Raw genomic sequence first — 23,182 nt, forward strand, 5'->3', positions numbered from 1 at the left:
GATATGGCACAGTTTTTTATCAGCCGGCCCATTTTTGCCTGGGTATTGTCCATTGTGATTATGCTGGCAGGCCTGGCATCCATCCATACCTTGCCGCTTGAACAGTATCCCGATATTGCGCCGCCCCGCGTGGCCATTACCGCCACCTACACCGGTGCCTCTGCCAAGACGGTAGAAGACTCGGTGACCCAGGTCATCGAACAGCAACTCAAGGGGCTGGACAATCTGCTGTACATGCGCAGCACCAGTAACGCTGCCGGGCGCGCGCGCATCACCCTCACTTTTGATGCCGGCACCAATATCGATGTGGCCCAGATGCAGGTGCAGAACCGTCTGCAGCAGGCCATGTCGCGGCTGCCCCAGCAGGTGCAAAGCCGCGGGGTGACGGTCACCAAAGGCGGGGAAGAATTCCTGATGGTGGTCTCGCTGTATTCGGACGATGGCAGTGCCTCGCCGGTGGATGTGGGCGATTACATCACCAGTAATCTGGTGGATGTGATCAGCCGAATCGACGGCGTAGGCGAAGTGCAGACCCTCGGAACGGGCTATGCCATGCGCATCTGGCTGGACCCCAAAAAACTGCTTGGCTACAGCCTGATGCCCTCGGATGTGACTGCTGCCATCGAAAAGCAGAATGTGCAGGTATCTGCCGGCCAGCTGGGCTCTTTGCCAGCCGTCAGTGGCCAGCAATTGAATGCGACCATTACCGCGCGCAGCATGCTGCAGACCGAAGACGATTTTCGCAATGTGGTGCTGCGCGTGGCACCCGATGGCGCCGTCGTCCGCATTCGCGATGTGGCCCGGGTTGAACTGGGCGCTGAAAACCTGACGATCCGCTCTGCATTGGGAGGCCTGCCAGGTGCCGGTATGGGGATTATTGCCGCTGACGGCGCCAATGCCGTGGAAGTGGCCGATCTCGTGCGCGCGAAGCTGGCAGAGCTTGAACCGTTTTTCCCCAACAACCTGAAAACCTTTATCGGCGTCGACTCGACTCCTTTCATCAGTGCATCCATTGACGAGGTCGTCAAAGTCCTGCTGGAAGCCATGGTGCTGGTGGTGCTGGTCATTTATCTGTTCTTGCAGAACCTGCGTGCCACGCTGATTCCGGCCATTGCCGTACCGGTGGTTCTGCTGGGTGCGTTCGGGGTGCTGTCGGTCGCCGGATTTTCCATTAACACTCTGACACTGTTTGGAATGGTGCTGGCGATCGGCCTGCTGGTGGACGATGCGATCGTGGTGGTGGAAAACGTAGAACGCGTAATGCATGAACAGGGGCTGCCGCCGCGCGAGGCCACCCGCAAGTCCATGCGGGAAATTACGCCGGCGCTGGTCGGGATTACACTTGTGCTGTCTGCCGTGTTCATTCCGATGGCATTTTTTGGCGGCTCTACCGGCGTGATTTACCGGCAGTTTTCCATTACGATCGTTTCTGCGATGGTGCTCTCGGTTATTGTTGCGCTGACCCTGACCCCTGCCCTGTGCGCCAGCCTGCTCAAACCGGCGAAAAAAGGCGGGCATATCGACCCGACCCTGGCCCGCAAGGGGCCGCTTGGTTACGTGGATCGTTTTTTCATGGGGTTCAACCGGCGTTTTGACCGGACCGCAGACCGTTACCAGACAGCCGTCGCCGGTGTATCAAAACGTCCCCGGCGCGGCCTGATTGTCTATGTCATTATCGCCGTGCTCATGGGCTTTCTGTTCTTGCGTTTACCCACCTCTTTTTTGCCACCCGAGGATCAGGGCGCCGTCAGATTGCAGATTACCCTGCCCGCAGGGGCGACCGATGCCCGGCTGCAGCCTGTCATGCGGGAAATTGAAAAATATTTTCTCAAGCAGCCCGACGTGCGCAGTATTACCAGTATTACCGGTCGCAGCGGCGACCAGAGCTCGGCACGAGCGTATGTAATGCTCAAGGACTGGAGTGAACGCCCACTGCCCGAGCAATCCTCTGCCGCCATTGCCAGAAAGGCGACCCAGGATCTGGCGTATATCAAGGACGCACGCATTATTGCGACGCTGCCGCCTATTGTGCGCGGTCTGGGCTCGAGTTCGGGCTTCAATTTCTTCCTGCAGGACATCAATGGACTGGGCCATGACGCCCTGGTCGAAGCCAGCCGCAAGGCCCTGCAACTGCTGTCCGAGCGACCGGAGCTGATGAACGTGCGGATTGATGCACCCGAAGATACGGCGCAATTTACGATCAACATTGATGATGCCCGCGCCGGTGCATTCAGTCTGAATACCGATGCCATAGACAGTACCCTGTCGACCGCCATGGGAGGCACTTACGTAAATGATTTTCTGGACCGAGGCCGTGTCAAGCGCGTTTACGTTCAGGGTGATACGCCTTTTCGCATGCTGCCCAGCGATATCGACCAGTGGAATGTAAGGAATACGCTGGGCGAGATGGTGCCCTTCCCCGCGTTTTCCAGTTCAAAATGGAGCTTCGGTTCGCCCGAACTGAGCCGTTATAACGGCAGCCCCAGCCTGGAGTTTCTGGGGGATGCCGCACCCGATGTGAGTTCCGGTGCCGCCATGCAGGCCGTGGAAGACGTACTTAAGCAAATGCCGGCAGGCATCGGCTTTGAATGGACCGGCGCCTCGCTGCAGGAGCGCATTTCCGGTGCGCAGGCCCCGCTGCTTTACGCGGTCTCCATTCTGTTCGTTTTTCTGTGCCTGGCGGCGCTCTATGAAAGCTGGTCCGTTCCCTTTGCCGTCATATTGGTCGTGCCACTGGGGATTGTCGGCGCATTGCTCTTTACCGCCTTGCGGGAGCTGCATAATGACGTCTTCTTCCAGGTCGGCTTGCTGACAACAGTCGGCCTGACTTCCAAGAATGCGATCTTGATTGTTGAGTTCGCCAAGCAGTTGCAGGAGCAAGGCCGTTCTGTTCTGGAAGCCACTTTGATCGCCGTGCGTCAACGCCTGCGACCGATCCTGATGACGTCGCTGGCCTTTGGCTTTGGCGTTCTGCCCCTGGCAATCGGGACCGGTGCTGGCGCCGGTGGCCGGCATGCTATCGGTACCGCCGTGCTGGGTGGCATGATGGTCGGCACGGCGCTCAGTCTCTTTTTTGTTCCGCTATTTTTTGTGCTGGTGCGCAGTTTCAGACGCAAGCGCCATTCGCATAATGATGGCCACGGCACTCATTCCCCGGACAGCAATCAAACGGGTCACACGGTATGACAGATTTCAAGACTTCCGCGCACAAAATCGCCATGCTCGCCCTGCCTGTTCTGGGACTGGCAGGCTGCGTGAATCTGGCGCCCGATTATCACCAACCAGCCGCGCCGGTGTCCGCAAGCTGGCCCCAGGCACCGGCGTCGGCCGGTACCTCAGTGTTACCAACGGCCAACGACCTGGACTGGCGTACCTTTTTTACGGATCCCCGCCTGCGTGAGGTTGTACAGTTGGGTTTGCAGAACAACCGCGACCTGCGGATTGCCACGCTCAATATTGAACGGGCCCGCGCGCAATATGGCATTGCCAGAGCCGATGGCCTGCCTGCGGTAGGCGTAGATGGCGAGGTCAGCCGCAGCCGTACCCCGGCCAGTGTCTCCAATTCCGGCGAAACCACACTGTCGACACGCTACAGTGTCGATCTTGGGTTGACCAGTTACGAGATTGATTTTTTCGGGAAAATTCGCAACCTGAAGGCTGCGGCCATGCAACGCTATCTGGCCGCCCAGGAAAGCCGTCGCAGCGCCCAGATCAGCCTGGTCAGTGAAATTGCTGCCGCCTGGCTGCAGCTTGAGGCCACCGGTCAACAGCTGGCGCTCGCGCGCAGCACGCTGGCAAATCAGCAAAAGTCACATGAGCTGGTTCGCCGCAGTCATGAACTGGGTGCCCAGTCCGGTCTCACGCTGGCGCAGTCCCAAAGCACAGTGGATGCCGCCAGGGTCAAGGTGGCGGAATATGAATCACAGCTGGCTCAGGATAAAAACGCCTTGACGCTGCTGACGGGTGCACCGGTGCCCGGCAATTTGCTTCCGCCCGCGGACTTTGCCCTGCAGGGACGGGCCGCTTCGCGTCTGGTCATGCCGCCTGCCGGGTTGCCCTCCAGTGTGTTGCAGCAACGGCCGGACGTGCTGGCCGCGGAGCACGATCTGATCGCAGCTCATGCCGATATCGGCGCAGCCCGCGCCGCCTTTTTCCCAAGTATTTCGTTGCTCGGTTCGGCAGGAACAGCCAGCAGCAGCCTGTCGGGCCTGTTTGGAAGCGGGACGCTGGCGTGGAGCTTTGCCCCGTCAATCAGCCTGCCCATCTTCGATGGCGGTGCCAACCAGGGCAATCTGGATCTGACCAAGGCACAACGCGATATTTTGCTGGCGACCTACGAAAAAACCATTCAAACCGCCTTCAGGGAAGTGGCCGACGCGCTGGCGGTGCGAACCAATATTGCAGCGCGACTGCAAGCCCAGCAATCACTGGTTGACTCGACTTACCGCAGCTTTCAACTTTCGAATGCCCTGTTCTCCCGGGGCGGTGGCAGCGGCTTTCTCGAAGTACTGGACTCGCAAAGAACCTACTATACTGCGCAGCAGGACATGATCACGCTGCGGCTGGTGGAACAGATTAACCGCCTGGCCCTGTTCAAAACGCTGGGTGGCGGCTGGCAGCCCTGAACGGCAGGCCCGGGCCCGCAACTGGACCGCGCGCCATTCCCTGTCCGGAATCAGGGTCATTGGGCCGATGTCTGCCATAGGGATGCTATAACGGGAACTCACGATCTGTTAACCTGTAACATTCATCAGGAGTCAATCATGGCAGTTGAAAAAGTGCTTTATGTCGCCCATGCCACCGCAACCGGCGGTCGTGACGGGCGGGCTGTGTCTTCCGATAACGTGCTCGATGTCAAACTGACCACTCCAAAGGAGTTGGGCGGGGCTGGCGGAGAGGGAACGAACCCTGAGCAGCTGTTCGCCGCAGGCTATTCGGCCTGCTTTCTGGGAGCCTTGAAGCTGGTCGCCTCACGAGAAAAAGTCAAGCTGCCTGATGAAACCAGTATTGAAGGCAGTGTCGGCATTGGTCCGATTGCACAGGGATTTGGCATTGAGGTCGAGTTGAAGATTTCTGTGCCCGGCGTAGAGCGCAGTGTCGCGCAGGAACTGGTAAAAAAAGCCCATGTGGTATGCCCTTACTCAAATGCCACACGCAGCAACGTTGACGTCACCCTCACTGTCGTTTAACGTCTTATCTGCTTCGGACTGCCCTGCTGCCCCGCATCATTATGGCCACAGCAGTGGCAGCCTGTGAGCGCAAAACAGGACATCAATAAGACTCCAATGTCGCATCAATGCCGGATGATTGTCCGGATGCGTCCTGTTCGCATGCGCTGGCTTTGACCGCCTTTGATCACCGAGGTTTTTTCAATGCGTCCGATACCGGCAGCTCCCTGACCCGTCAGGGGATTGATGGCATGATCGTTATAGCGTATTTCATAATGCAAATGCGCGCCCGTGACTTGTCCCGTATCGCCCAGCGCACCAATCACTTCGCCTTTATCGACGATACGACCGACAGCCAGCCGCGGAGCGAAATTGCGCAGATGCGCATAACGGGTTTCGTAACCGGATCCATGGTCAACAACCACCATGTTCCCATACCCCCCCTTTACACCTGCAAAAGAAACCTTGCCGCCCAGGGTGGACTTGACCTGACTGCCCATGGGTGCAACCAGATCCACGCCGGCGTGAAATCGCAACTGGTTATAGATGGGATGCATACGCAAGCCGTAACGCGAGGACACATAGCTTTTATCGAGCGGCGACGACAGAAAGCCCATGATCTTTAAATCCAGCTTGAGCGACGGGTCGCAACCCTTGCTATTGCAGCCTTTGGGCGGCGCCAGATCGTCTGCGAGGCCCCGTATGGTTTTGACGTCGGAATCGACCGTGGGTGCTTCGGGGATGATGTCCAGATCCTCATCGGATTGCGCGTGCGCCACCGGGCATTGCATAAGCGCAGCCAGACTGCCAAGCAGTACCAGACCGCGCCAGCCTGCTAAACCCGACATGGCTCGCATCGAAGGAAAGAGATGAGTATGATCATGAGAATGCATTTTACTTATTTAAGCTCAATTACGCCCCGAATCCGTGTATAGTTTTCGTTTCTACCCATTTCCGATATCGCCCGATCTCGTCGACCACCCTTGCTTGTACACGCCGGGATTGGCTGCGATGGCTGCCAGATGCTCAGACTGACTCTTATTATTCCCGTGCTTTTGCTGTTGAGCGCGTGCTCGGACAGACAGGCTGACGAGCGCTTGCGATTGTCCCTGCAGTCCGATTGCATTGTGACCCGCGGTGCCCTGCTGCTCAGCTCGCAATACGTGGACAAGACCGCATTATCGACCATCCGGAAGGAGTGTCATGCGGCTTACGAGACATTGCTGCAGCAGGTGTCGACCAAGGCATTGCGTGCCCAGCAAACCGAAGTGTACGACAGTTTTCAGCGTGCCTACAGAATGAAATATTCACTGCACGATGTCTTTGACAGTCTGCCGCCGAATGCGAAAAACACCTACGAAACACTGGCGACTACCTTATTCGGATTGAAAAAGGACGAGACGGGATTATGAAAGATACTCGTGGCCGCATGCGTTTTATCAAGTATCTGATTGCGGCACTGTTTGTGCTGGTGGCGCTGATCTATCTTGGCATCAGTCTGAACGGGCTGAACGATGACACAGCCGACTACACCCAGTTCGATAAGGAACGGGCCATCATTACCTGCATGACTGCGGAATACGCGACCCGCTACGCGGACGATCCGGCCGAATCGGATATGTTTCCGGAATGCGAAGCGCGTTTTGAAAAGCTGAAGGCAACGCTGCCCTACGCCGAGTACGTCCGGATCCAGCAGACCCCCGTCTCGACTGAGGCCGGGCCCAACGAAATGCAGCCGTATGAAATATTTCTGCATATCATGACAGGTCAGGACCGCTGATTTTTATCGAGATCATTATTTATATTGTTCCAAAGGATATTGTTGCAAAATGAAAAAGAACAAAAGAAAAACGATGGTGAGACTGGCACTGGCCAGCCTGACCGTCAGTTCACTGATGCTGGGCATGCTCCCCGCACAGGCCAAAGACAGCCAGTGGCCTGAGCATCCACTCACGCTGATCGTGCCTTTCGGCCCTGGATCCACACCCGATCAGATTGCCCGGATTATTGCGGGCAGCGCCGAAAAAAAACTGGGCCAGACCATCGTGATCGAAAACAAGGCCGGTGCGGGTGGCAATATCGGCACGAATCAGGTAGCCAAAGCCAAACCCGACGGCTATACCTTCGGTATTTCCATCACGGGGCCGCTTGTGAACAACCAGTTCATCTACAGCAAGCTGCCTTATAACCCAGAGAAAGATCTTGCGCCCCTGACTATGGCGGTGACTCAGCCCAATGTCATTGTGGTCACTAAAAAATCGGGTATTACCACCTTGCAGGAACTGATCAAAAAAATTCAGGCCGAGCCGGACAAATTGAATTTCGCCACCTCCGGTACGGGCACGGGGTCACACCTGTCCATGGAGCTGATGCTTCAGGCCGTCAATGGCAAGGCGACCGCCGTGCCTTACCCCTCTTCACCCGCCGCGCTCAATTCTCTGATCGCGGGCGACACCCAATTCACCGCATTGGCGCCGATCGCTGTGTTGCCGCTGGTCAAGGAAGGACGCCTGGTCGCGTTGGCGCAGACCAGCGCCCAGCGTAACAGTTCACTGCCCGATATCCCGACGGTCTCTGAAGCGGGCGCGCCTGGCATCGAAGGCGCAGCCTGGTCCGGCTTCATCATTTCGTCTGAAGTACCGATCGAAATTCGCAATACGCTGACCGATGCACTGCTGACCGCACTCAAGGATCCGGAAGTCGAGAAGAAACTGAAAGCGCAATATATGGATCCCATCCCGACCACACCCGAAGCCTTCAAAGAATACATGGGTCAGGAAAAAGCACGCTGGCAGCCACTGATTGAAAAGCTCGATCTGAAAATCAATTGAGTATCAGAACAGCACGGACAGGCCGCCATCCACGGCGATGACCTGTCCATTGACATAGGCTGAAAGGTCCGAAGCCAGAAATACGGCCAGACCGGCAATTTCCTCGGGCTGGCCCCAGCGACCGGTCGGATTTCGCCTCGCGAGCGTTTGGCCGGCTTCAGACTCAATCATCTGCCGGTTCGTCTCTGTTGCAAAAGTGCCGGGTGCAATCGCATTGCTCGTAATCCCGGCCTGTGCATGCTCGACGGCCAGCGCGCGCATCATGCCGGTCAGTCCCTGTTTGGTCACCGGATAGACGGCATCGCCAGGACGGGCGACTTCGCCTGCGACCGAGGTGATCGTAATCAGACGTCCCCATCGCTGTCTGTGCATGAGCGCCGCCGCTTTTTGCGACAGATACATGGCTCCCAGCAGGTTGACTTCCAGCATTTGGCGCATCTGTTCGATATCAAATGCAGCCAGCGGCTGGCGAATGCGAATGCCCATGTTATTGACCAGCACATCGCAGCGGCCGTGCCTGTCTTCCAGCGTCGCTATGCACTGCTCGATATCCTGTGGAACGGACATATCGCCGGCAATCCCCTGAACGCTTACACCCTGTTCAGCAAGCATGGCACAGGCTTGCGCCGTTGAGGCGCTAGTGCGGCCGTTAATGTACACCTGGGCACCACAACGCGCCATGGCCGAGGCCATTTCCAGGCCCAGCCCGCGCGTCGAACCACTGATAAACACGATTTTGCCCTGCAGGCTGAATTGATCTGTGTATGAACCCTGGTGTTGCATTGCCTTCCCTGAAAATGTGTTGTCAATTAATTTGTAACGTGGCCTGACAAAAGTCAGATAGTTGCATCAGGCCGGTTTGCGGTAAACTTGAATCTATTTTCACCCAATTTCCTGGAAAAAGTACATGTTTGCCAGAAACACCCCTTTTAATTACGAAAAAATCTTAAAAGCGTGTGCAAAAAAGCAGAAGAGCGCATTACAGACTCTGTTCAAACATGAAGGACCGCCAATGATGGCGCTCTCGCTCAGAGTGTTGGGCAACTACAACCTGGCCGAACAGGCGGTGGTGTCCACCTTCGGGCTCATCTGGAACAATGCCGAAGCCTACGAAGATGATATGGGTCCGGCGCGAGGCTGGATTTACTCTATCCTGCGCTATCGCATCAGCCAGATTTTCAAAGAGCATTATGATGCGATCCAGGCCGCCAGCAAGGATCAGGACGAGTCCGTACTCAATGAAGTCAGCAGCAATTTGCATGCAGACGTGCGTGAAGATCTGCCGGCCACACCCGCTTTTTATCTGCATCTTGAAGAATTGCCCGAAGAGCCGCAAAAGGCCATGATCAATATGTACTTCAGCGGCATGTCGCAGGCGCAGACGGCAACCAAAATGGGTATGCCACTGGGCCGGTTCAAAGAAAACCTGTTTCTCGGCCTGCAACATTTGAGCAAGCATCTGCCCGAGTTTTCCCCACCGCACAACGCGACGGAAAAAATAGGCGAATATGTTCTGGGGGGCCTATCGGAAAATGAAGAGAAACTCGTCTATAAATTGATGAACGATGACGCGGGTGTTTCACGTATTGCGCTGCTCTGGGAAGCGCAATTTACTCACTTTCTGAGCCAATTGCCTGCCCAGGTGGCCAGCAGCCGCGTCTGGGAAAAAATAAAAAAAGCGACATTTGTCAGGCCCGCTTCACCGGAAGCCGCCACGACCATTTCCGAGCCGGACGACGAGGATGCATCTGAACCGTCTTTTGTATCCGGTCTCAGAAGCAGTGCGCGAAAACTCTGGTTCATGCTCCCCTTCTGGCGCATTCTGGCGCTATTACTGGCTATCGCCGCGCTCGTCTCCTGGTATATGAGCACGCCTGCCTCTGCGATTCCATATAAAGTGGCAGTGCTGGACTCATCCATGAGCAAAGCGCAGACCGGCTGGGTGGTTCGATTCAATGCCAGGGGTGACGCACAATTTTCACCGGTGCTGCGCCAGACGGTCTCCGAAGGACTGGTGTTACAAGCCTGGAAACGGTCAAACGGAACCAGCGTACCATTGAGCCTGATTCGCGACAGTCGCGCGTTTGCGCTTGCTGCCGACAAGGTAGGGCCAGTTGCCGCGGGCGACCAGATTCTGATCAGTCTTGAGCCCGAAGGCGGATCGCGCAACGACCGGCCGTCCGGTTCTATTCTTTATCAGGGAACCGTGGCAGATCTGCAGCGGTAATTTTCCTGGTCTGAGTTTGCCGCCTGTGAATCGGGTACGGCTCCCTGGTGACTGTTGTCGTTTTGCACGGGTGTATTCATCGCGTTCATGATGCGTTCATAACACTCCGTTCGACCATCTTTCAACGATACAAGTCATTGTTGTGTCGTGAAAGACCGATTTTTTCAGCTCAAATTCAGCGAGATTAAAAAATTTAATCGGTATGCCGAAAAGATAAAGTATCATTGTAATAATTCGCCATAAATCCTCATAACTAGCACTTAATGTCATTAATCCTGCTTCTAATTCTTCCGTTTCTGGGTAGTGTCCTTGTCGGATTACTGCCCGATCACGCCAGATCGCCAGAAAGCTGGATGGCAGGAATTATTGCAATAATCGGCGCAATTATCACGCTGACCTTTTTGCCCGACGTGCTGGCCGGCAATACCGTTATCCAGACCCTGCAGTGGCTTCCCACGTACAAACTGAATCTTGTATTCCGCATGGACGGTTATGCCTGGCTGTTTTCGATGCTGGTCACTGTCATGGGTGCATTGGTGGTGCTTTACGCGCGCTACTACATGTCGCCAAAAGACCCGGTTACCCGTTTCTACTCCTTTTTTCTGGCCTTCATGGGGTCGATGCTTGGGGTGGTTTTATCGGGAAATATTATTCAGCTGGTCATTTTCTGGGAGTTGACCAGCCTGTCTTCGTTCATGTTGATTGCTTACTGGAATCACCGGCAGGACGCCAAGCGCGGCGCGCGCATGGCACTGACAATCACGGCAGCGGGCGGATTCTGTCTGCTCGCGGCCATGCTCATGATCGGTCACGTAGTGGGCAGCTATGACCTGGATGTGGTGCTGGGCTCCGGCGATACCTTGCGCAGGCATCCCTGGTATTTGACCATCCTTATACTGTTTGCGCTGGGCGCGCTGACCAAAAGCGCGCAGTTTCCATTCCATTTCTGGCTGCCGAACGCCATGGCCGCGCCTACGCCGGTGTCGGCCTATCTGCATTCGGCCACCATGGTCAAGGCGGGCGTGTTCATTCTGGCGCGATTCTGGCCGGTTCTTGCCGATACCGCTGCATGGTTCTGGGTCATCGGCATGGCCGGGTTGTGTTCACTGTTTCTGGGCGCCTTTGTCGCGACCTTTCAGCGGGACATGAAGGCGGTCCTGGCCTACTCCACCATCAGCCATCTGGGTCTCATCACCCTGCTGCTCGGGTTGAACAGCAAGCTTGCGCTGATTGCGGCCCTGTTCCATATGGTCAATCACGCTACGTTCAAGGCCTCACTCTTTATGGCGACCGGCATTGTCGACCATGAAACCGGCACGCGCGACCTCGTTCTGCTGTCGGGTCTGCGTAAGGCCATGCCGATTACCGCGACGCTGGCCGTGGTGGCCGCTGCAGCCATGGCCGGGGTTCCGCTGCTAAATGGGTTTATTTCAAAAGAAATGTTCTTTGCCGAAACCCTGAACCTGCCGGATTATCTTGAAGTATCCACCTGGCTACCGGTTTTTGCCGTGCTGGCCAGCGCATTCAGTGTCGCCTATTCGGTGCGTCTGATTGTACAGGTCTTTTTTGGTCCCAAAGCGACCGATTTGCCCAGAGAACCGCACGAACCGCCCCGATGGATGCTGGTGCCCAGCGCGGTTCTGGTATTGCTTTGCCTGCTGATCGGCATGATGCCCCAAACAGTGATTGGCCCCATTCTTGCCTCCGCCGCCCAGGCCATCCTCGGCCCCGCGCTGCCCGACTACAGCCTGGCGATCTGGCATGGCTTTAATCTGCCGCTCACCATGAGCCTGATCGCCATGGGAGGCGGTATTTTGCTGACGATCATCCTCAGGCCGCTGCAAAAACGCATGCCGGGCCAGACGCCCTTGCTGTATCGCCTGGACGGACGTGCCTTTTTTGACGGTCTGATGAATACGATTGATACGGTCGCCTATCAGGTCATGAGTCTGTTTTCGACCAGGCGATTGCAACCCCAGGTGCTGTGGATTGTGGTCATTACGGTTGTGGTCACCATCATGCCGCTGCTTCTTTTTGAAGCCTGGCCAAAGCTCGTGATGCGCAATATCGACCTCCCCTTCACTCTGCTGTGGATTATCGGAGCGTGTTGCGCGGTGGGCGCAGCCTACCAGGCAAAATATAACCGCTTCCGTTCTCTGGTTTTGCTGGGCGGCGCCGGCCTGTGCTGCAGCCTGACATATTTATGGCTGTCTGCGCCCGATCTGGCGCTTACGCAATTGGTGGTCGAAATGGTGACCACGGTGCTGCTGTTACTCGGTCTGCGCTGGCTGCCCCGCAGGATGACAACCGAACCCGCCTCCGACAAAGGGCGGGCAATGGTGCGCCGGCTGCGGGACATGATTATTGCCGTGATAGCCGGGATGGGTATGACCGTATTGACCTATTTGCAGTTATCGCGCCCGCGGCCCGAAGGCGTGTCCTCGTTTTACCTTGAAAAAGCCCTGCCTGAAGGCGGCGGGTCCAATGTTGTCAATGTCTTGCTGGTCGATTTCCGCGGCTTTGATACCTACGGTGAAATTACAGTACTGAGCATTGTGGCGCTCACCGTCTACGCCCTGCTTCGGCGTTTCCGTCCGCCGCGCGAAAGCCTGAAGGCACTGGAAGATCGGCGTTTCCGACAGAGTGGCGACACCGCAGCGGTTGACGAAGATGCAGAGCTGCCACGCGGCACGATGCTGGTGCCTACGGTGATTTCGCGTTTCATTATGCCGATCTCGACGCTGATCGCCCTGTTCTTTCTGCTACGAGGTCACAACCTGCCCGGTGGTGGTTTCGTCGGCGGCCTGATATTCGCCGCGGCGGTGATCCTGCAATATATGATGGGCGGCATCCGCTGGGTGGAAGATCGTTCGCGTATTTTCCCTCAATACTGGATTTCGGCCGGATTACTGATGGCCGGCGCCGCATCAATCACCGCCTGGTTCGCAGAATTGCCATTTTTGTCCGCCCTGGCGGCCGACCTCGACCTGGGTCCGCTGGGTCACCTGCATTTGTCCAGTGTCATGCTGTTTGATCTGGGCGTATTCGCAGTCGTGGTGGGCTCAACGCTGTTCATGTTGGTTGCGCTCAGTCACCAGTCTCTGCGATTCTACAAAAAAGCGTCGGCAGAAACCTCAGATGAAAATCAGGCAGGCAACCCCATTTCGGGCAATACGCCCGAGGCTGATTTAAAGCGGGATACCGCTGATCCGCCGTCACCATCTGCGACACCGAATGACCAGGGAGCCCCATCATGGAACTGATTCTTTCAATCGCCATTGGCATTATGGTGGGTTCGGGTATCTGGTTACTGCTGCGGCCCCGGACTTATCAGGTCATTATCGGGCTCACGCTGGTGTCCTATGCGGTCAACTTGTTTATTTTCACCACCGGCAAACTGACGACGGGCGCGCCGCCGATCCTGAAAAAAGGCGTGGCAACCACCCTGGCCAATTATGCGGATCCGGTACCTCAGGCACTGGTGCTGACGGCGATTGTGATCGGCTTTGCCACAACGGCCCTTTTCCTGGTGGTCATACTGGCTCTGCGCGGTCTGTCCAATACCGACCATGTTGACGGAACGGAGTCGCAATGAATAGCTGGATGACTCATCTTCCCATTCTGCCCGTGGTGATTCCCATGGTCGTGGGCGCACTCATGCTTGCCTTGCGGGATCAGTACCGCACGGCCGGTGTGGTGGTGGGCGTCATATCTGTACTGGCACAGTTTTGTGTGGCGGTGGCGCTTTTTGGAATTACAACCGGCCGCATCCCGAACGATTATGAAAACCATATTATGGTTTATCTGCTGGGCAACTGGCGCGCGCCTTTCGGCATCGTGCTGGTGGCGGACCAGCTCAGCGCCATTATGCTGATGCTGACTGCGATCCTGGGCTTGTGTTCTTTGTTGTATTCGACTGCCCTTTGGGATCGAGCAGGCGTGTTCTTTCACCCGCTTTTCCAGTTCATTCTGATGGGCCTCAATGGCGCATTTCTGACCGGCGATTTGTTCAATCTCTTTGTTTTTTTCGAGATTTTTCTGGCGGCCTCCTATGGGCTGGCGTTGCATGGGTCCGGTATGGCACGGGTGGCTGCAGGGCTTCATTACGTCACAGTCAATCTGATTGCTTCGTTCCTGCTGCTGATCGCCATTTCGGTGCTATATGGCATTACCGGCACGCTTAATATGGCTGATCTGGGTCTGCGGGCCGCCACTCTGGCGGGCGACGACCGCCGCCTGTTTGAAGCCGCATGTGCTATTCTTGGCGTCGCGTTTTTGATCAAGGCTGGCGCATGGCCCCTGAATTTCTGGCTGACCAGCGCCTACTCGGCGGCGGTGGCGCCGGTCGCCGCACTGTTTGCCATTATGAGTAAAGTCGGCATCTACGCACTGCTGCGCATCGGCTCACTCCTGTTGCCTACGGGCGCGCCCGCTGCCTTCAGTGGCGACTGGATGTACGTCATCGGGCTGGCAACCCTGCTCTTTGGCACGCTCGGTATCCTCTCGGAAAAAAACAGCGGACGCCTGGTGGGCTATTGCATCATCATGTCGTCGGGTACGCTGCTGACGGCGCTGGGTATGCCAAGTGTCATCCTGACCGGACCGTCGCTGTTTTATATGCTCAGTTCTGTTCTGGTCACCAGCACATTTTTTTACCTGATCGAACTCATCAAACGGACCGAAACCTTTGGCGGCAACGTGCTGGCCATCAGCCTGGAGGCCTTTAGTGCCGAAGACCAGGACAAGTCCGATTATTCCGGTACCGTGGTGGGTAAACCCATTCCGTTCGCACTGGCCTTTCTGGGATTAGCGTTTTTTATCTGCGCACTGGTGATCGCCGGCATGCCGCCATTCTCGGGCTTTATTGCCAAATTCGCGCTGTTATCCAAGGCGCTGGATTTGTCAGAAACCGATGCTGCCTCCACCACTAGTGTCTGGTTGTTCGTGATTGCCATGCTCATTTCAGGTATGGCCACCGTGATCGCGCTGGGCCGCGCCGGTATCCGGATGTTCTGGAGTGACGAGCAGTTAAAACCACCTGTGCTGAGCCGACGCGAAGCCTTTCCCATTACGCTGCTTCTGCTGCTGTGCATCGGCCTGACCGTTTTCGCCGGCCCCGTCATGGACCAGTTATCGCTCACCGCCAAACAGCTGGATGATCCTGGCGCCTACATGAAAGCCGTGCTCAACACGCGACCCGCATTCGCACTCCCCCACGGAGGCACCCAATGAAATCCTGGTTCTCCTGGTTGCCACTCACTCTGTTTCTTGCTGTCATCTGGATTCTGCTGGCAGATATCCCATTGGGTTTAGGCACACTGGTCTTTGCCTTGGTGGCTGCCCTGATTATCGTGCTGATGTCACGCCGCCTCAGACCGTTTCTGGCCAAACCGCGCCGATTATGGGTCATGTTGAAATTGGCCGCTACTGTACTGGCCGATACGTTCCAGTCCAATACGTGGGCGTTGGGTCTGATTCTGAAGTATCCCAAAACACATATCAGACCCGGCTTTGTAACGATTCCGTTATCGCTGCGTGATCCGCACGGGCTGGCCATCCTGGCCTCCATTATCAATTACGCGCCAGGTACCGTCTGGGCGGGCTTTCCGGAATCAGGAGACTCGGTCGAACTGCACATTCTGGATCTGGATCCGAACACGGATTGGGTCGCTTATATCGTTGAGCGCTATGAAAAACCATTGAAGGAGATATTCGAGTAATGGAAACCCTTCTGATCTGGTCGTGCTATTTCACGCTGTTCTGCTTTGCCCTGGCAGGCGTGATTATCAGCCATCCCTTGTTTGTGGGCCCCACTCCCCAGGACCGTGTGCTGGGTATCGACGCGTTGTATCTGATCGGCATGATGATCGCCCTGACACTGGGTATGCTTTATCGCACGTCCTGGTATTTTGATATCGGCCTGCTGGTCAGCCTGTTCGGCTTTCTGAGTACGGCTGCAATGGCCCGCTTTCTGTTGCGTGGCGAGGTAATTGAACCATGATGGCATCCCTGTCGCCATTCATTATTATTCCGGCCTGCATTCTGATGGTGGCCAGCGGCCTTCTTGTGCTGGCCGCCAGCATCGGTATCGTGCGCGTCAACAACTTCCTTCCGCGTGTCCATATCCAGGCCATTATTTACTCCAGCGCCCTGTGGTGTTTGTTGCTGGCCTCGCTATTGCTTACGTTCAGTCTGAAGGATCGCACGTTTCTGCATGAAATCGTCATCGGCCTGTTTATTTTCATCACGTCGCCCGTCAGTACGATCCTGCTGGTGCGTTCTTTTGTGTTGCGCGAAGAGCGATCCCATCTTCCGCCCGAAGAAACATCACGACAGGATACCTCAACGGATCAGACGGCATCTGAAGAGGAAAATGAACGGGTGGCAGCGCAGGATGTGGCCTCAATAGAAGCCGAACTGGAGATGGAGCCCGAAGAGCAGAAGCCGGTAGCTGAGCAGCCGCGACCAGCCGAGTCTGGCCCACAGCCCGGGAAACAGGTTGAAAAACAGGCTGGGGAACAATCGGATAACACTGCCGGCTCGGATCATGCCGACGGCTTGTCTGAGAACACCGACAGTTTGCCGCAGAACGACGATAAGCCTTCTGCGATACGAGATAAAAAAGACACACATAAGCCGCCAGATCGGACCTGACGGGCTCGTGCCTCGGATCATTCGCCGGGGACAGCCCGGGCAGTATCAGCCGGGGCGACAGCTCCGTATATCGTAAAGCCGACGATTAAAGACGTCCTCTCAGACGTCCAGCGGTTCACTCCACTCTTCTGTGAACTGGGTATAGTCCGGACGTTTCTTGGGCGGGATCGGCATTTTGGGTGTGCCGATCGCTATGAATCCAAGAAACCGGTAATCGAGCGCATCGAAGCCCAGGCCGCACTGGAACTCATCGATATAAGTTGCAATACCGGTGCTCCAGAATGCACCATAACCCAGCATATGAGCTGCGTTCAGGATATTGGTGACGGCTGCTCCTGTGGCCAGCATTCTTTCCGTTTCGCTGATTGCCGTATTGCCGTAATCAATGTGGCAGGCTACGGCAATGATCATTGGCACTTCGCTCAGCCAGGCACGGGTCGCTGCCTCTTTTTGCGGAGTGAACGGCGTATCGCTGCCTTGGCGCAATGCAATGGAAAAATCAGCGAATTTCTGAATGGCCTGGCCGCGAATAATTTTAAAGCGCCACGGTTGCAGACCGCCGTGGTCGGGGGCTGCCATGGCTGACTGCAAAATTTTCGCCAGGTCTTCATCACTGGGCGCAGGCGCTGTCACCAGTTTCATCGAACTGCGGGATAACAGAAAATCAATAGGTTGAGTCATGGGAAAATACCTGTATTGCATAATACATTAATTGCGATAGGCTATATGATAGCCGAGCGCACGGCCAAATTGCCGGATGACCCCAGAGCCAGTGGTGATGTGTCAGTGCCGCAATAACGCTTTCATATCACGTACTGCTTTTTCCCAACCATCAAAGATGGCCTGTGCAACGATGGCATGCCCGATATTGAGTTCGGTGATGCCTCCCAGTGCGACGATCGCCTGTACGTTCTGATAGTGCAATCCGTGACCGGCATTCACTTTCAGTCCTTGGCGCAATCCATGGGCAATCGCGATCCGAATGCGCTCAAGCTCGGCCTGTTGCGCCTCACCTGTGGTTTCCGCATAAGAGCCAGTATGCAGTTCAATAACACGTGCACCGGCGTTCACGGCGGCGTCAATCTGCGCGGCATCGGGATCTATAAAGAGCGAGACACGGGCATCGGCATCATGCAATTTGGATACCGCCTGGCTGACGGCGTCAAAGTGCGTGATCACATCCAGTCCGCCTTCGGTGGTCAGCTCCTGCCGCTTTTCCGGCACAAGGCAGACATCCTGGGGGCGAACCCGACAGGCGATATCCAGCATTTCTTCGGTAACGGCACACTCCAGATTCATCCGGGTTTTCAATAACGGCCTGAGGGCGAATACATCTTTATCCTGTATATGCCGTCGATCTTCGCGCAAATGCAGTGTAATCGCATCGGCGCCGGCCTGTTCGGCCAGCAGCGCGGCGCGTACCGGATCGGGATAGTCACAGCCACGCTGCTGGCGCAGCGTGGCCACATGATCAATATTTACACCCAGATCAATCATGATGCCTCTGCACTACTGTTGCGTGGTCGGTGTGATTTGTGTGGCATTGCCTGTAGCGGGAACCGTATTCGACGCGGGAGCGGTGTTCGATACCGGTGCATCGGGATTTGGTCGCATCACAGTATCGCGGCTCCAGCCGCCACCAAGCGCCTTGTACAGTTCAACTTTATTCAGCAACGATCCAAGACCTACTTGCACGAAGCTCTGTTGCACGGTGAACAGATTGATCTGCGCGGTCTGGACTTGCAGGAAGCTGTCTATCCCGTTTTTATAGCGCAGGTCTGCCAGATTGAGTGACTCATAGGCCGATTTCTGCTGATCTCGAAGCGCATCCAGCTGGGCACCGTAGGTCGATTCGCCCGCAAGCGCATCGGCCACTTCCTTGAACGCGGTCTGAATGGATTTTTCATATTGCGCCACGGCAATATCCTTGCGCACTTCCGTCAATTCCAGGTTGTTGCGCAGACGACCGGCGGTAAAGATAGGCAGATTGATCACCGGATTGAACGACCAGGTGCCCTGCCCGCCATCAAACAGCGAGCTCAGGCCGAGACTGGTCGAGCCGATCAGACCGGTAAGCGAAATACTGGGGAAAAATGCCGCTCTTGCTGCACCAATATTGGCATTGGCCGCCAGCAAATCGTGCTCGGCAGCAATGATGTCGGGGCGTCGTTCAAGCAGATCTGAAGGCAGGCCGGCAGGAATTTTCGCCATCAGGACATCGCCTGCAAACGGGCTGGCCGGCGGCAAATCTGCCGGTAACGGCGCGCCAATAATGAGTTGCATTGCGTTCTGTGCCTGCTTCTCGCTGCGATCCAGTTCTGCCGATGTCGCACGAGCCGCATCCAGAGAGGTTTTGGCCTGGTTCACGTCCAGTGCAGATGCAACGCCGCCACGGAAACGGGTCTGAACCAGGTCATAGGTGGCCTGACGCGACTTCAGCGTTTTGGCCACCAGGTCTTTTTGCTGTTGCGCGGCGCGTAAATTGTAATACGCGGTGGCCAGCTGACCGATCAGATTGATTTGCGCGGTTTTGCGTCCTTCCACAGTCGCCAGGTATGACTGAAATGCCGCTTCTGACAGATTGCGTTGCTTGCCAAAGAAATCCAGTTCAAAGTCGGTGATGCCGATACCGGCCGAAAAATTGCGGGTAACCGACGGACTGTCCGGGCCTGCCATACGCATGTTGCGTGGCAGGCGCTGGGCTGATTCCTGGGCGGTTGCCCCGATTTGCGGAAACTGATCACTACGGGTAATACCATACTGAGCGCGCGCCTCGTCAACCCGTTTGACCGCGATACGCATGTCACGGTTGTTTTCGAGCGCCAGTCCGATCAGCGCTTTCAGGCGTGGCTCATGGAAGAACTGCTCCCAGCCAAGATCGGCAGCCGATGCCTGGGTGGCACCATTCTGTCCGGGATAGTTCCCCGGGACCGGTGCGTCGGGCCGGGTGTAATCCGGACTGAGCGAGCAGCCAGCCAGTAAAACCGCGATAAATACAGCAGACAAACGGGGCAATGTACGTTGTGACCCTTGCATGATTATTCGTTTCCTTTCGAAGGTGATCCGTCCGGACGTGTCGGTTCGTCCTTCGTGGTCATATCATCTGCCTCAGCCACATCTTTATAGATATGCTGAGATTCTTTTTCAGCTTCGGACGCTTTTTCGTGCTCATCGGCCTGGCGACCCAGCAAACGTGGTTTGACTTTGAAGAATGTCATGACAACCACAAAGAATGTCGGAACGAACAGGACGGCAAATGGAGTTGCGGCCAGCATACCACCAAACACCCCGTAACCAACCGCCTGCTGGCTTGCAGCACCTTCGGCGTTCGCCAGCATGAGTGGGACAACACCCATAATAAAGGCGAATGAGGTCATCAGGATCGGACGGAAACGCAAGCGTGCGGCTTCGAGCGTCGCTTCAATCAGGCCTTTTTCGCCCGATGCGTAGGTATCTTTGGCGAACTCGACAATCAGAATCGCGTTCTTCGCCGACAGACCGATAACGGTAATCATACCCACCTGGAAGTAAATGTCATTCGACATACCCACCAGCGAGACCAGCCCGACGGTACCCAACATACCCAGGGGCACAATCAGCACTGCCGATAGCGGAATCCACCAGCTTTCGTACAAGGCGGCCAGCACCAGGAACACCACTGCAAAGGCCAGGGCCAGCATGATCGGTGCCTGGTTGCCTGCCTGCACTTCCTGATAGGACAGACCGGTCCATTCATAGCCGATGCCGGATGGCAACTGACCGATCAGTCTTACGATTTCATCCATGGCTTCACCGTTGGCGTAGCCTGGATTGGCTTGTCCCTGAATGGTAATAGCGTCATAACTGTTATACCGCTGGACCTGCGTCTGACCCTGTACCCAGTCCAGCGTCACAAATGATGACATTGGAACCAGTTCGCCGCTGGTGTTATGAACCCGCAGTTTCATAATATCGTCAGGCGACATCCGTTGACCTGCTTCAGACTGAATCCAGACGTTCTGCATCCAGCCCTGGTTCGGAAATTGCCCCAGATAACTGTTACCTATGGTGCCAGACAGGACAGCACCGACCTCGGCCATATTCACACCAAGGGAGTAGGCTTTGACGCGATCAACGGTCACTTTCAATTGCGGACCAGGACCCAGCCCCGAAATACGGACCTGGGACAGGATCTTGCTTTGACCTGCCAGTTGAATCAGCTGATTGGCCGCTTCGCGCAATTGGGTCTGTCCCATGCCGCCACGATCCTGCAGTCGCAGGTCAAAACCGGTAGCCGTCCCCAGGGATGGGATTGACGGCGGCACAATGGACAGCACCATCGCATCCGGAATGCCGAAAAGCAGTTGCCCCGTTGCACGACCGGCTACGGACATGGCACTATGCTCGTCGCCCTTGCGATCCGCAAATTTCTTGAACGGCGTAAAGGCAATCGCAGAGTTCAGACCGGACCCGTTGAAACTGAAGCCCTGGACGGTAATGATATTTTCCACCTCGGGTTGTTTCTTGTAGTAGTCCTCGACCTGCTTGATGACATCTTCCGTCCGTTTGGCCGATACGCCTGCCGGCAATTCGATGTTGGTCACGGCATAGCCCTGGTCTTCCGTTGGCAGAAACGAACTGGGCAAGCGTAAATACAGAAAGCCGAGCACGATGACCAGCGCCAGATAGATCAGCATCATGCGCCCGCCCCGTTTCAGCAGCGCACCCACCAGACCGGTGTAATTATGCGTAATGCTTGAAAACGTACGGTTGAACCAGCCGAAAAAGCCTTTTTTCTCATGATGCCCTTTAGGCACCGGTTTGAGCAGCGTCGCGCACATGGCAGGCGTAAAGGTCAGGGCCAGGAATGCCGAGAAGCCGATAGAAATAATCATGGCTGCCGCAAACTGGCGATAAATCACCCCCGCCGATCCGCTCATGAAAAACAGCGGCGCAAACACGACCATCAATACCAGAGTAATACCGACAATGGCCCCGAAAATCTGCGGCATTGCCTTCACCGTTGCCTCTTTGGGATGCAACCCCTCTTCGGCCATGATCCGCTCGACGTTTTCGACCACCACAATGGCATCATCCACCAGAATACCAATGGCTAGCACCATCGCAAACATCGTCAGCGTATTTATGGAATACCCCATGTACAGCAGGGTCGCCATCGTCCCGGCCAGGGCGACCGGCACCACAATGGCAGGAATCAGCGTGTAGCGGACATTCTGCAAAAAGACGAACATCACGACGAACACCAGCAGCATCGCCTCGATCAGAGTATGAACCACCTGGTTAATGGACGCATCAACATACGGTGCCGTGTTATATGGGACGGTGTATTTGATATTGTCTGGGAAATACTGGGCCAGGCTTTCCATTTCGGCCTGAACCAGTTTCGAGGTTTCCAGCGCGTTGGCGTTAGGCGCCAGCGACACGGCAAAAGCAGCCGACGTTTGACCGTTCAGACGGGAGCCAAACTGGTAAGAGTCAGCGCCCACTTCAATACGGGCAACATCGCGCAGCTTGACTGTCGAGCCACCACTGGTGGCGCGCAAGACGATATCGCCGAATTCCTTGACCGTACTCAGCTGGCCGTTAACGATAACGGTCGCGCTGGTGGTCTGGTCGTCGGGTGTGGGCGGTGAACCCAGCGTACCACCCGTAATCTGCGCATTCTGAGTCTGCAAGGCGGTCTTGATATCGCTCGTGGTCAATCCATACGAGGTCATTTTTGCCGAATCGACCCAGATGCGCATGGCGCGTGGCGACGCGAACAGCTGGAATTCACCGACACCCTTGATACGGGAAATCGAGTTCTGGATATTCCGTGTGATGTAATCGCCCAGGCCAGAATCATCCAGCGTGCCATCAGTCGAGGTCAGTGAGACAATCATCAGGAAGCCGGCCGTACTTTTCGAGTACGTAATGCCCTGCTGTGTCACTGCCTGAGGCAGCTTTGAGTTGACGCTGGCAATCCGGTTCTGTACATCCACCTGTGCCAGATCGGGATCAACACCTGGTTCAAAGGTGACATCAATCTTGGCAGCACCGTATGAGTCACTGGTGGAGGCATAGTACAACATGCCTTCCGCACCGTTCAGCTCGTTCTCGATCAGACTGGTAACCGAACGTGCGACCTCTTCAGCACCCGCACCTGGGTAGGTAGCGCGTACCGTAATCGTAGGCGGAGCCACTTCCGGATATTGCGAAACCGCCATATTGGGAATGGAAATCACACCCGCGAAGAATATGATGATGGCAATAACCCAGGCAAAAATGGGCCGGTTAATGAAAAAATTTGACATGTTTTATAC

At 55.9% G+C, this 23,182-nt stretch carries 19 protein-coding genes; 13 read left to right on the forward strand and 6 right to left on the reverse strand.

The genetic code is table 11. The features are described from left to right. The first annotated feature begins 3 nt into the window (after nucleotides 1-3). The 3 genes from W822_RS37815 to W822_RS37825 all read left to right on the forward strand — a co-directional run bounded on the left by W822_RS37815 (nucleotide 4) and on the right by W822_RS37825 (nucleotide 5,189). Entirely contained in the window at nucleotides 4-3,186 is a 3,183-nt protein-coding gene (locus tag W822_RS37815; RefSeq protein WP_024005900.1) for an efflux RND transporter permease subunit, read from the forward strand. After that, nucleotides 3,183-4,625: an efflux transporter outer membrane subunit gene (locus W822_RS37820; protein ID WP_024005901.1), complete on the forward strand. Its 1,443-nt coding sequence runs from the start codon at nucleotides 3,183-3,185 to the stop codon at nucleotides 4,623-4,625. Before W822_RS37815 ends, W822_RS37820 begins: the two co-directional genes overlap by 4 nt. 138 nt (nucleotides 4,626-4,763) lie before the next feature. Next, nucleotides 4,764-5,189 carry an organic hydroperoxide resistance protein gene (locus W822_RS37825; RefSeq protein WP_024005902.1) on the forward strand — a complete coding sequence of 142 codons (426 nt, stop codon included), beginning with the start codon at nucleotides 4,764-4,766 and terminating at the stop codon, nucleotides 5,187-5,189. Nucleotides 5,190-5,293: 104 nt separating this feature from the next. Here W822_RS37825 and W822_RS37830 read toward each other — a convergent pair whose 3' ends face one another. Next, the gene (locus W822_RS37830) at nucleotides 5,294-6,016 is read right to left on the reverse strand and encodes a M23 family metallopeptidase (RefSeq protein WP_024005903.1); all 723 of its coding nucleotides are present in this window, start codon (nucleotides 6,014-6,016) and stop codon (nucleotides 5,294-5,296) included. A 174-nt stretch (nucleotides 6,017-6,190) separates the two neighbouring features. Here W822_RS37830 and W822_RS37835 point away from each other — a divergent pair, with 174 nt between their 5' ends. The 3 genes from W822_RS37835 to W822_RS37840 are packed head-to-tail and all read left to right on the forward strand — an operon-like array spanning nucleotide 6,191 to nucleotide 7,999. Next, nucleotides 6,191-6,580 (forward strand): hypothetical protein, encoded by a 390-nt coding sequence (locus W822_RS37835; RefSeq protein WP_024005904.1) that lies wholly within the window; start codon nucleotides 6,191-6,193, stop codon nucleotides 6,578-6,580. Continuing rightward, the gene (locus tag W822_RS45895; protein ID WP_024005905.1) at nucleotides 6,577-6,948 is read left to right on the forward strand and encodes a hypothetical protein; all 372 of its coding nucleotides are present in this window, start codon (nucleotides 6,577-6,579) and stop codon (nucleotides 6,946-6,948) included. Before W822_RS37835 ends, W822_RS45895 begins: the two co-directional genes overlap by 4 nt. Before the next feature lie 49 nt (nucleotides 6,949-6,997). Further along, nucleotides 6,998-7,999, forward strand: coding sequence for a Bug family tripartite tricarboxylate transporter substrate binding protein (locus W822_RS37840; protein WP_031243003.1), 1,002 nt, complete (start codon nucleotides 6,998-7,000; stop codon nucleotides 7,997-7,999). Nucleotides 8,000-8,002: 3 nt separating this feature from the next. Here the strand turns inward: W822_RS37840 and W822_RS37845 are convergent, their stop codons facing one another. Next, complete coding sequence (locus tag W822_RS37845; RefSeq protein WP_024005907.1) at nucleotides 8,003-8,782, reverse strand: SDR family oxidoreductase; 780 nt, start codon at nucleotides 8,780-8,782, stop codon at nucleotides 8,003-8,005. A 229-nt stretch (nucleotides 8,783-9,011) separates the two neighbouring features. On the opposite strand from W822_RS37845, the gene W822_RS37850 reads away from it, so the two are divergent. The 7 genes from W822_RS37850 to W822_RS45900 all read left to right on the forward strand — a co-directional run bounded on the left by W822_RS37850 (nucleotide 9,012) and on the right by W822_RS45900 (nucleotide 16,880). Next, nucleotides 9,012-10,226 carry an anti-sigma factor domain-containing protein gene (locus W822_RS37850; RefSeq protein ID WP_172642798.1) on the forward strand — a complete coding sequence of 405 codons (1,215 nt, stop codon included), beginning with the start codon at nucleotides 9,012-9,014 and terminating at the stop codon, nucleotides 10,224-10,226. A gap of 263 nt (nucleotides 10,227-10,489) precedes the next feature. Beyond that, on the forward strand, nucleotides 10,490-13,489 hold the full coding sequence (locus W822_RS37855) for a monovalent cation/H+ antiporter subunit A (protein ID WP_024005909.1): 3,000 nt from the start codon (nucleotides 10,490-10,492) through the stop codon (nucleotides 13,487-13,489). Further along, nucleotides 13,480-13,821: a Na+/H+ antiporter subunit C gene (locus W822_RS37860; protein ID WP_024005910.1), complete on the forward strand. Its 342-nt coding sequence runs from the start codon at nucleotides 13,480-13,482 to the stop codon at nucleotides 13,819-13,821. The genes W822_RS37855 and W822_RS37860 overlap by 10 nt, the downstream gene beginning before the upstream one ends. Next, nucleotides 13,818-15,458, forward strand: coding sequence for a monovalent cation/H+ antiporter subunit D (locus W822_RS37865; RefSeq protein WP_024005911.1), 1,641 nt, complete (start codon nucleotides 13,818-13,820; stop codon nucleotides 15,456-15,458). Before W822_RS37860 ends, W822_RS37865 begins: the two co-directional genes overlap by 4 nt. Further along, nucleotides 15,455-15,946 (forward strand): Na+/H+ antiporter subunit E, encoded by a 492-nt coding sequence (locus tag W822_RS37870; RefSeq protein ID WP_024005912.1) that lies wholly within the window; start codon nucleotides 15,455-15,457, stop codon nucleotides 15,944-15,946. The genes W822_RS37865 and W822_RS37870 overlap by 4 nt, the downstream gene beginning before the upstream one ends. After that, the gene (locus W822_RS37875; protein ID WP_024005913.1) at nucleotides 15,946-16,227 is read left to right on the forward strand and encodes a K+/H+ antiporter subunit F; all 282 of its coding nucleotides are present in this window, start codon (nucleotides 15,946-15,948) and stop codon (nucleotides 16,225-16,227) included. Before W822_RS37870 ends, W822_RS37875 begins: the two co-directional genes overlap by 1 nt. Continuing rightward, nucleotides 16,224-16,880 (forward strand): monovalent cation/H(+) antiporter subunit G, encoded by a 657-nt coding sequence (locus W822_RS45900; RefSeq protein WP_024005914.1) that lies wholly within the window; start codon nucleotides 16,224-16,226, stop codon nucleotides 16,878-16,880. The genes W822_RS37875 and W822_RS45900 overlap by 4 nt, the downstream gene beginning before the upstream one ends. A 99-nt stretch (nucleotides 16,881-16,979) precedes the next feature. Here the strand turns inward: W822_RS45900 and W822_RS37880 are convergent, their stop codons facing one another. The 4 genes from W822_RS37880 to W822_RS37895 all read right to left on the reverse strand — a co-directional run bounded on the left by W822_RS37880 (nucleotide 16,980) and on the right by W822_RS37895 (nucleotide 23,173). Next, complete coding sequence (locus W822_RS37880) at nucleotides 16,980-17,561, reverse strand: nitroreductase family protein (RefSeq protein ID WP_024005915.1); 582 nt, start codon at nucleotides 17,559-17,561, stop codon at nucleotides 16,980-16,982. A 102-nt stretch (nucleotides 17,562-17,663) separates the two neighbouring features. Beyond that, nucleotides 17,664-18,377 (reverse strand): pyridoxine 5'-phosphate synthase, encoded by a 714-nt coding sequence (gene pdxJ, locus W822_RS37885; RefSeq protein ID WP_024005916.1) that lies wholly within the window; start codon nucleotides 18,375-18,377, stop codon nucleotides 17,664-17,666. A gap of 12 nt (nucleotides 18,378-18,389) precedes the next feature. Continuing rightward, nucleotides 18,390-19,916: an efflux transporter outer membrane subunit gene (locus W822_RS37890; RefSeq protein WP_024005917.1), complete on the reverse strand. Its 1,527-nt coding sequence runs from the start codon at nucleotides 19,914-19,916 to the stop codon at nucleotides 18,390-18,392. Nucleotides 19,917-19,918: 2 nt separating this feature from the next. Next, nucleotides 19,919-23,173 carry an efflux RND transporter permease subunit gene (locus tag W822_RS37895; RefSeq protein WP_024005918.1) on the reverse strand — a complete coding sequence of 1,085 codons (3,255 nt, stop codon included), beginning with the start codon at nucleotides 23,171-23,173 and terminating at the stop codon, nucleotides 19,919-19,921. Between the last annotated feature and the right edge of the window lie 9 nt (nucleotides 23,174-23,182).

Origin of the sequence: Advenella kashmirensis W13003 (assembly GCF_000506985.1) — a bacterium.
Taxonomy (GTDB): Bacteria; Pseudomonadota; Gammaproteobacteria; order Burkholderiales; family Burkholderiaceae_B; genus Advenella; species Advenella kashmirensis_A.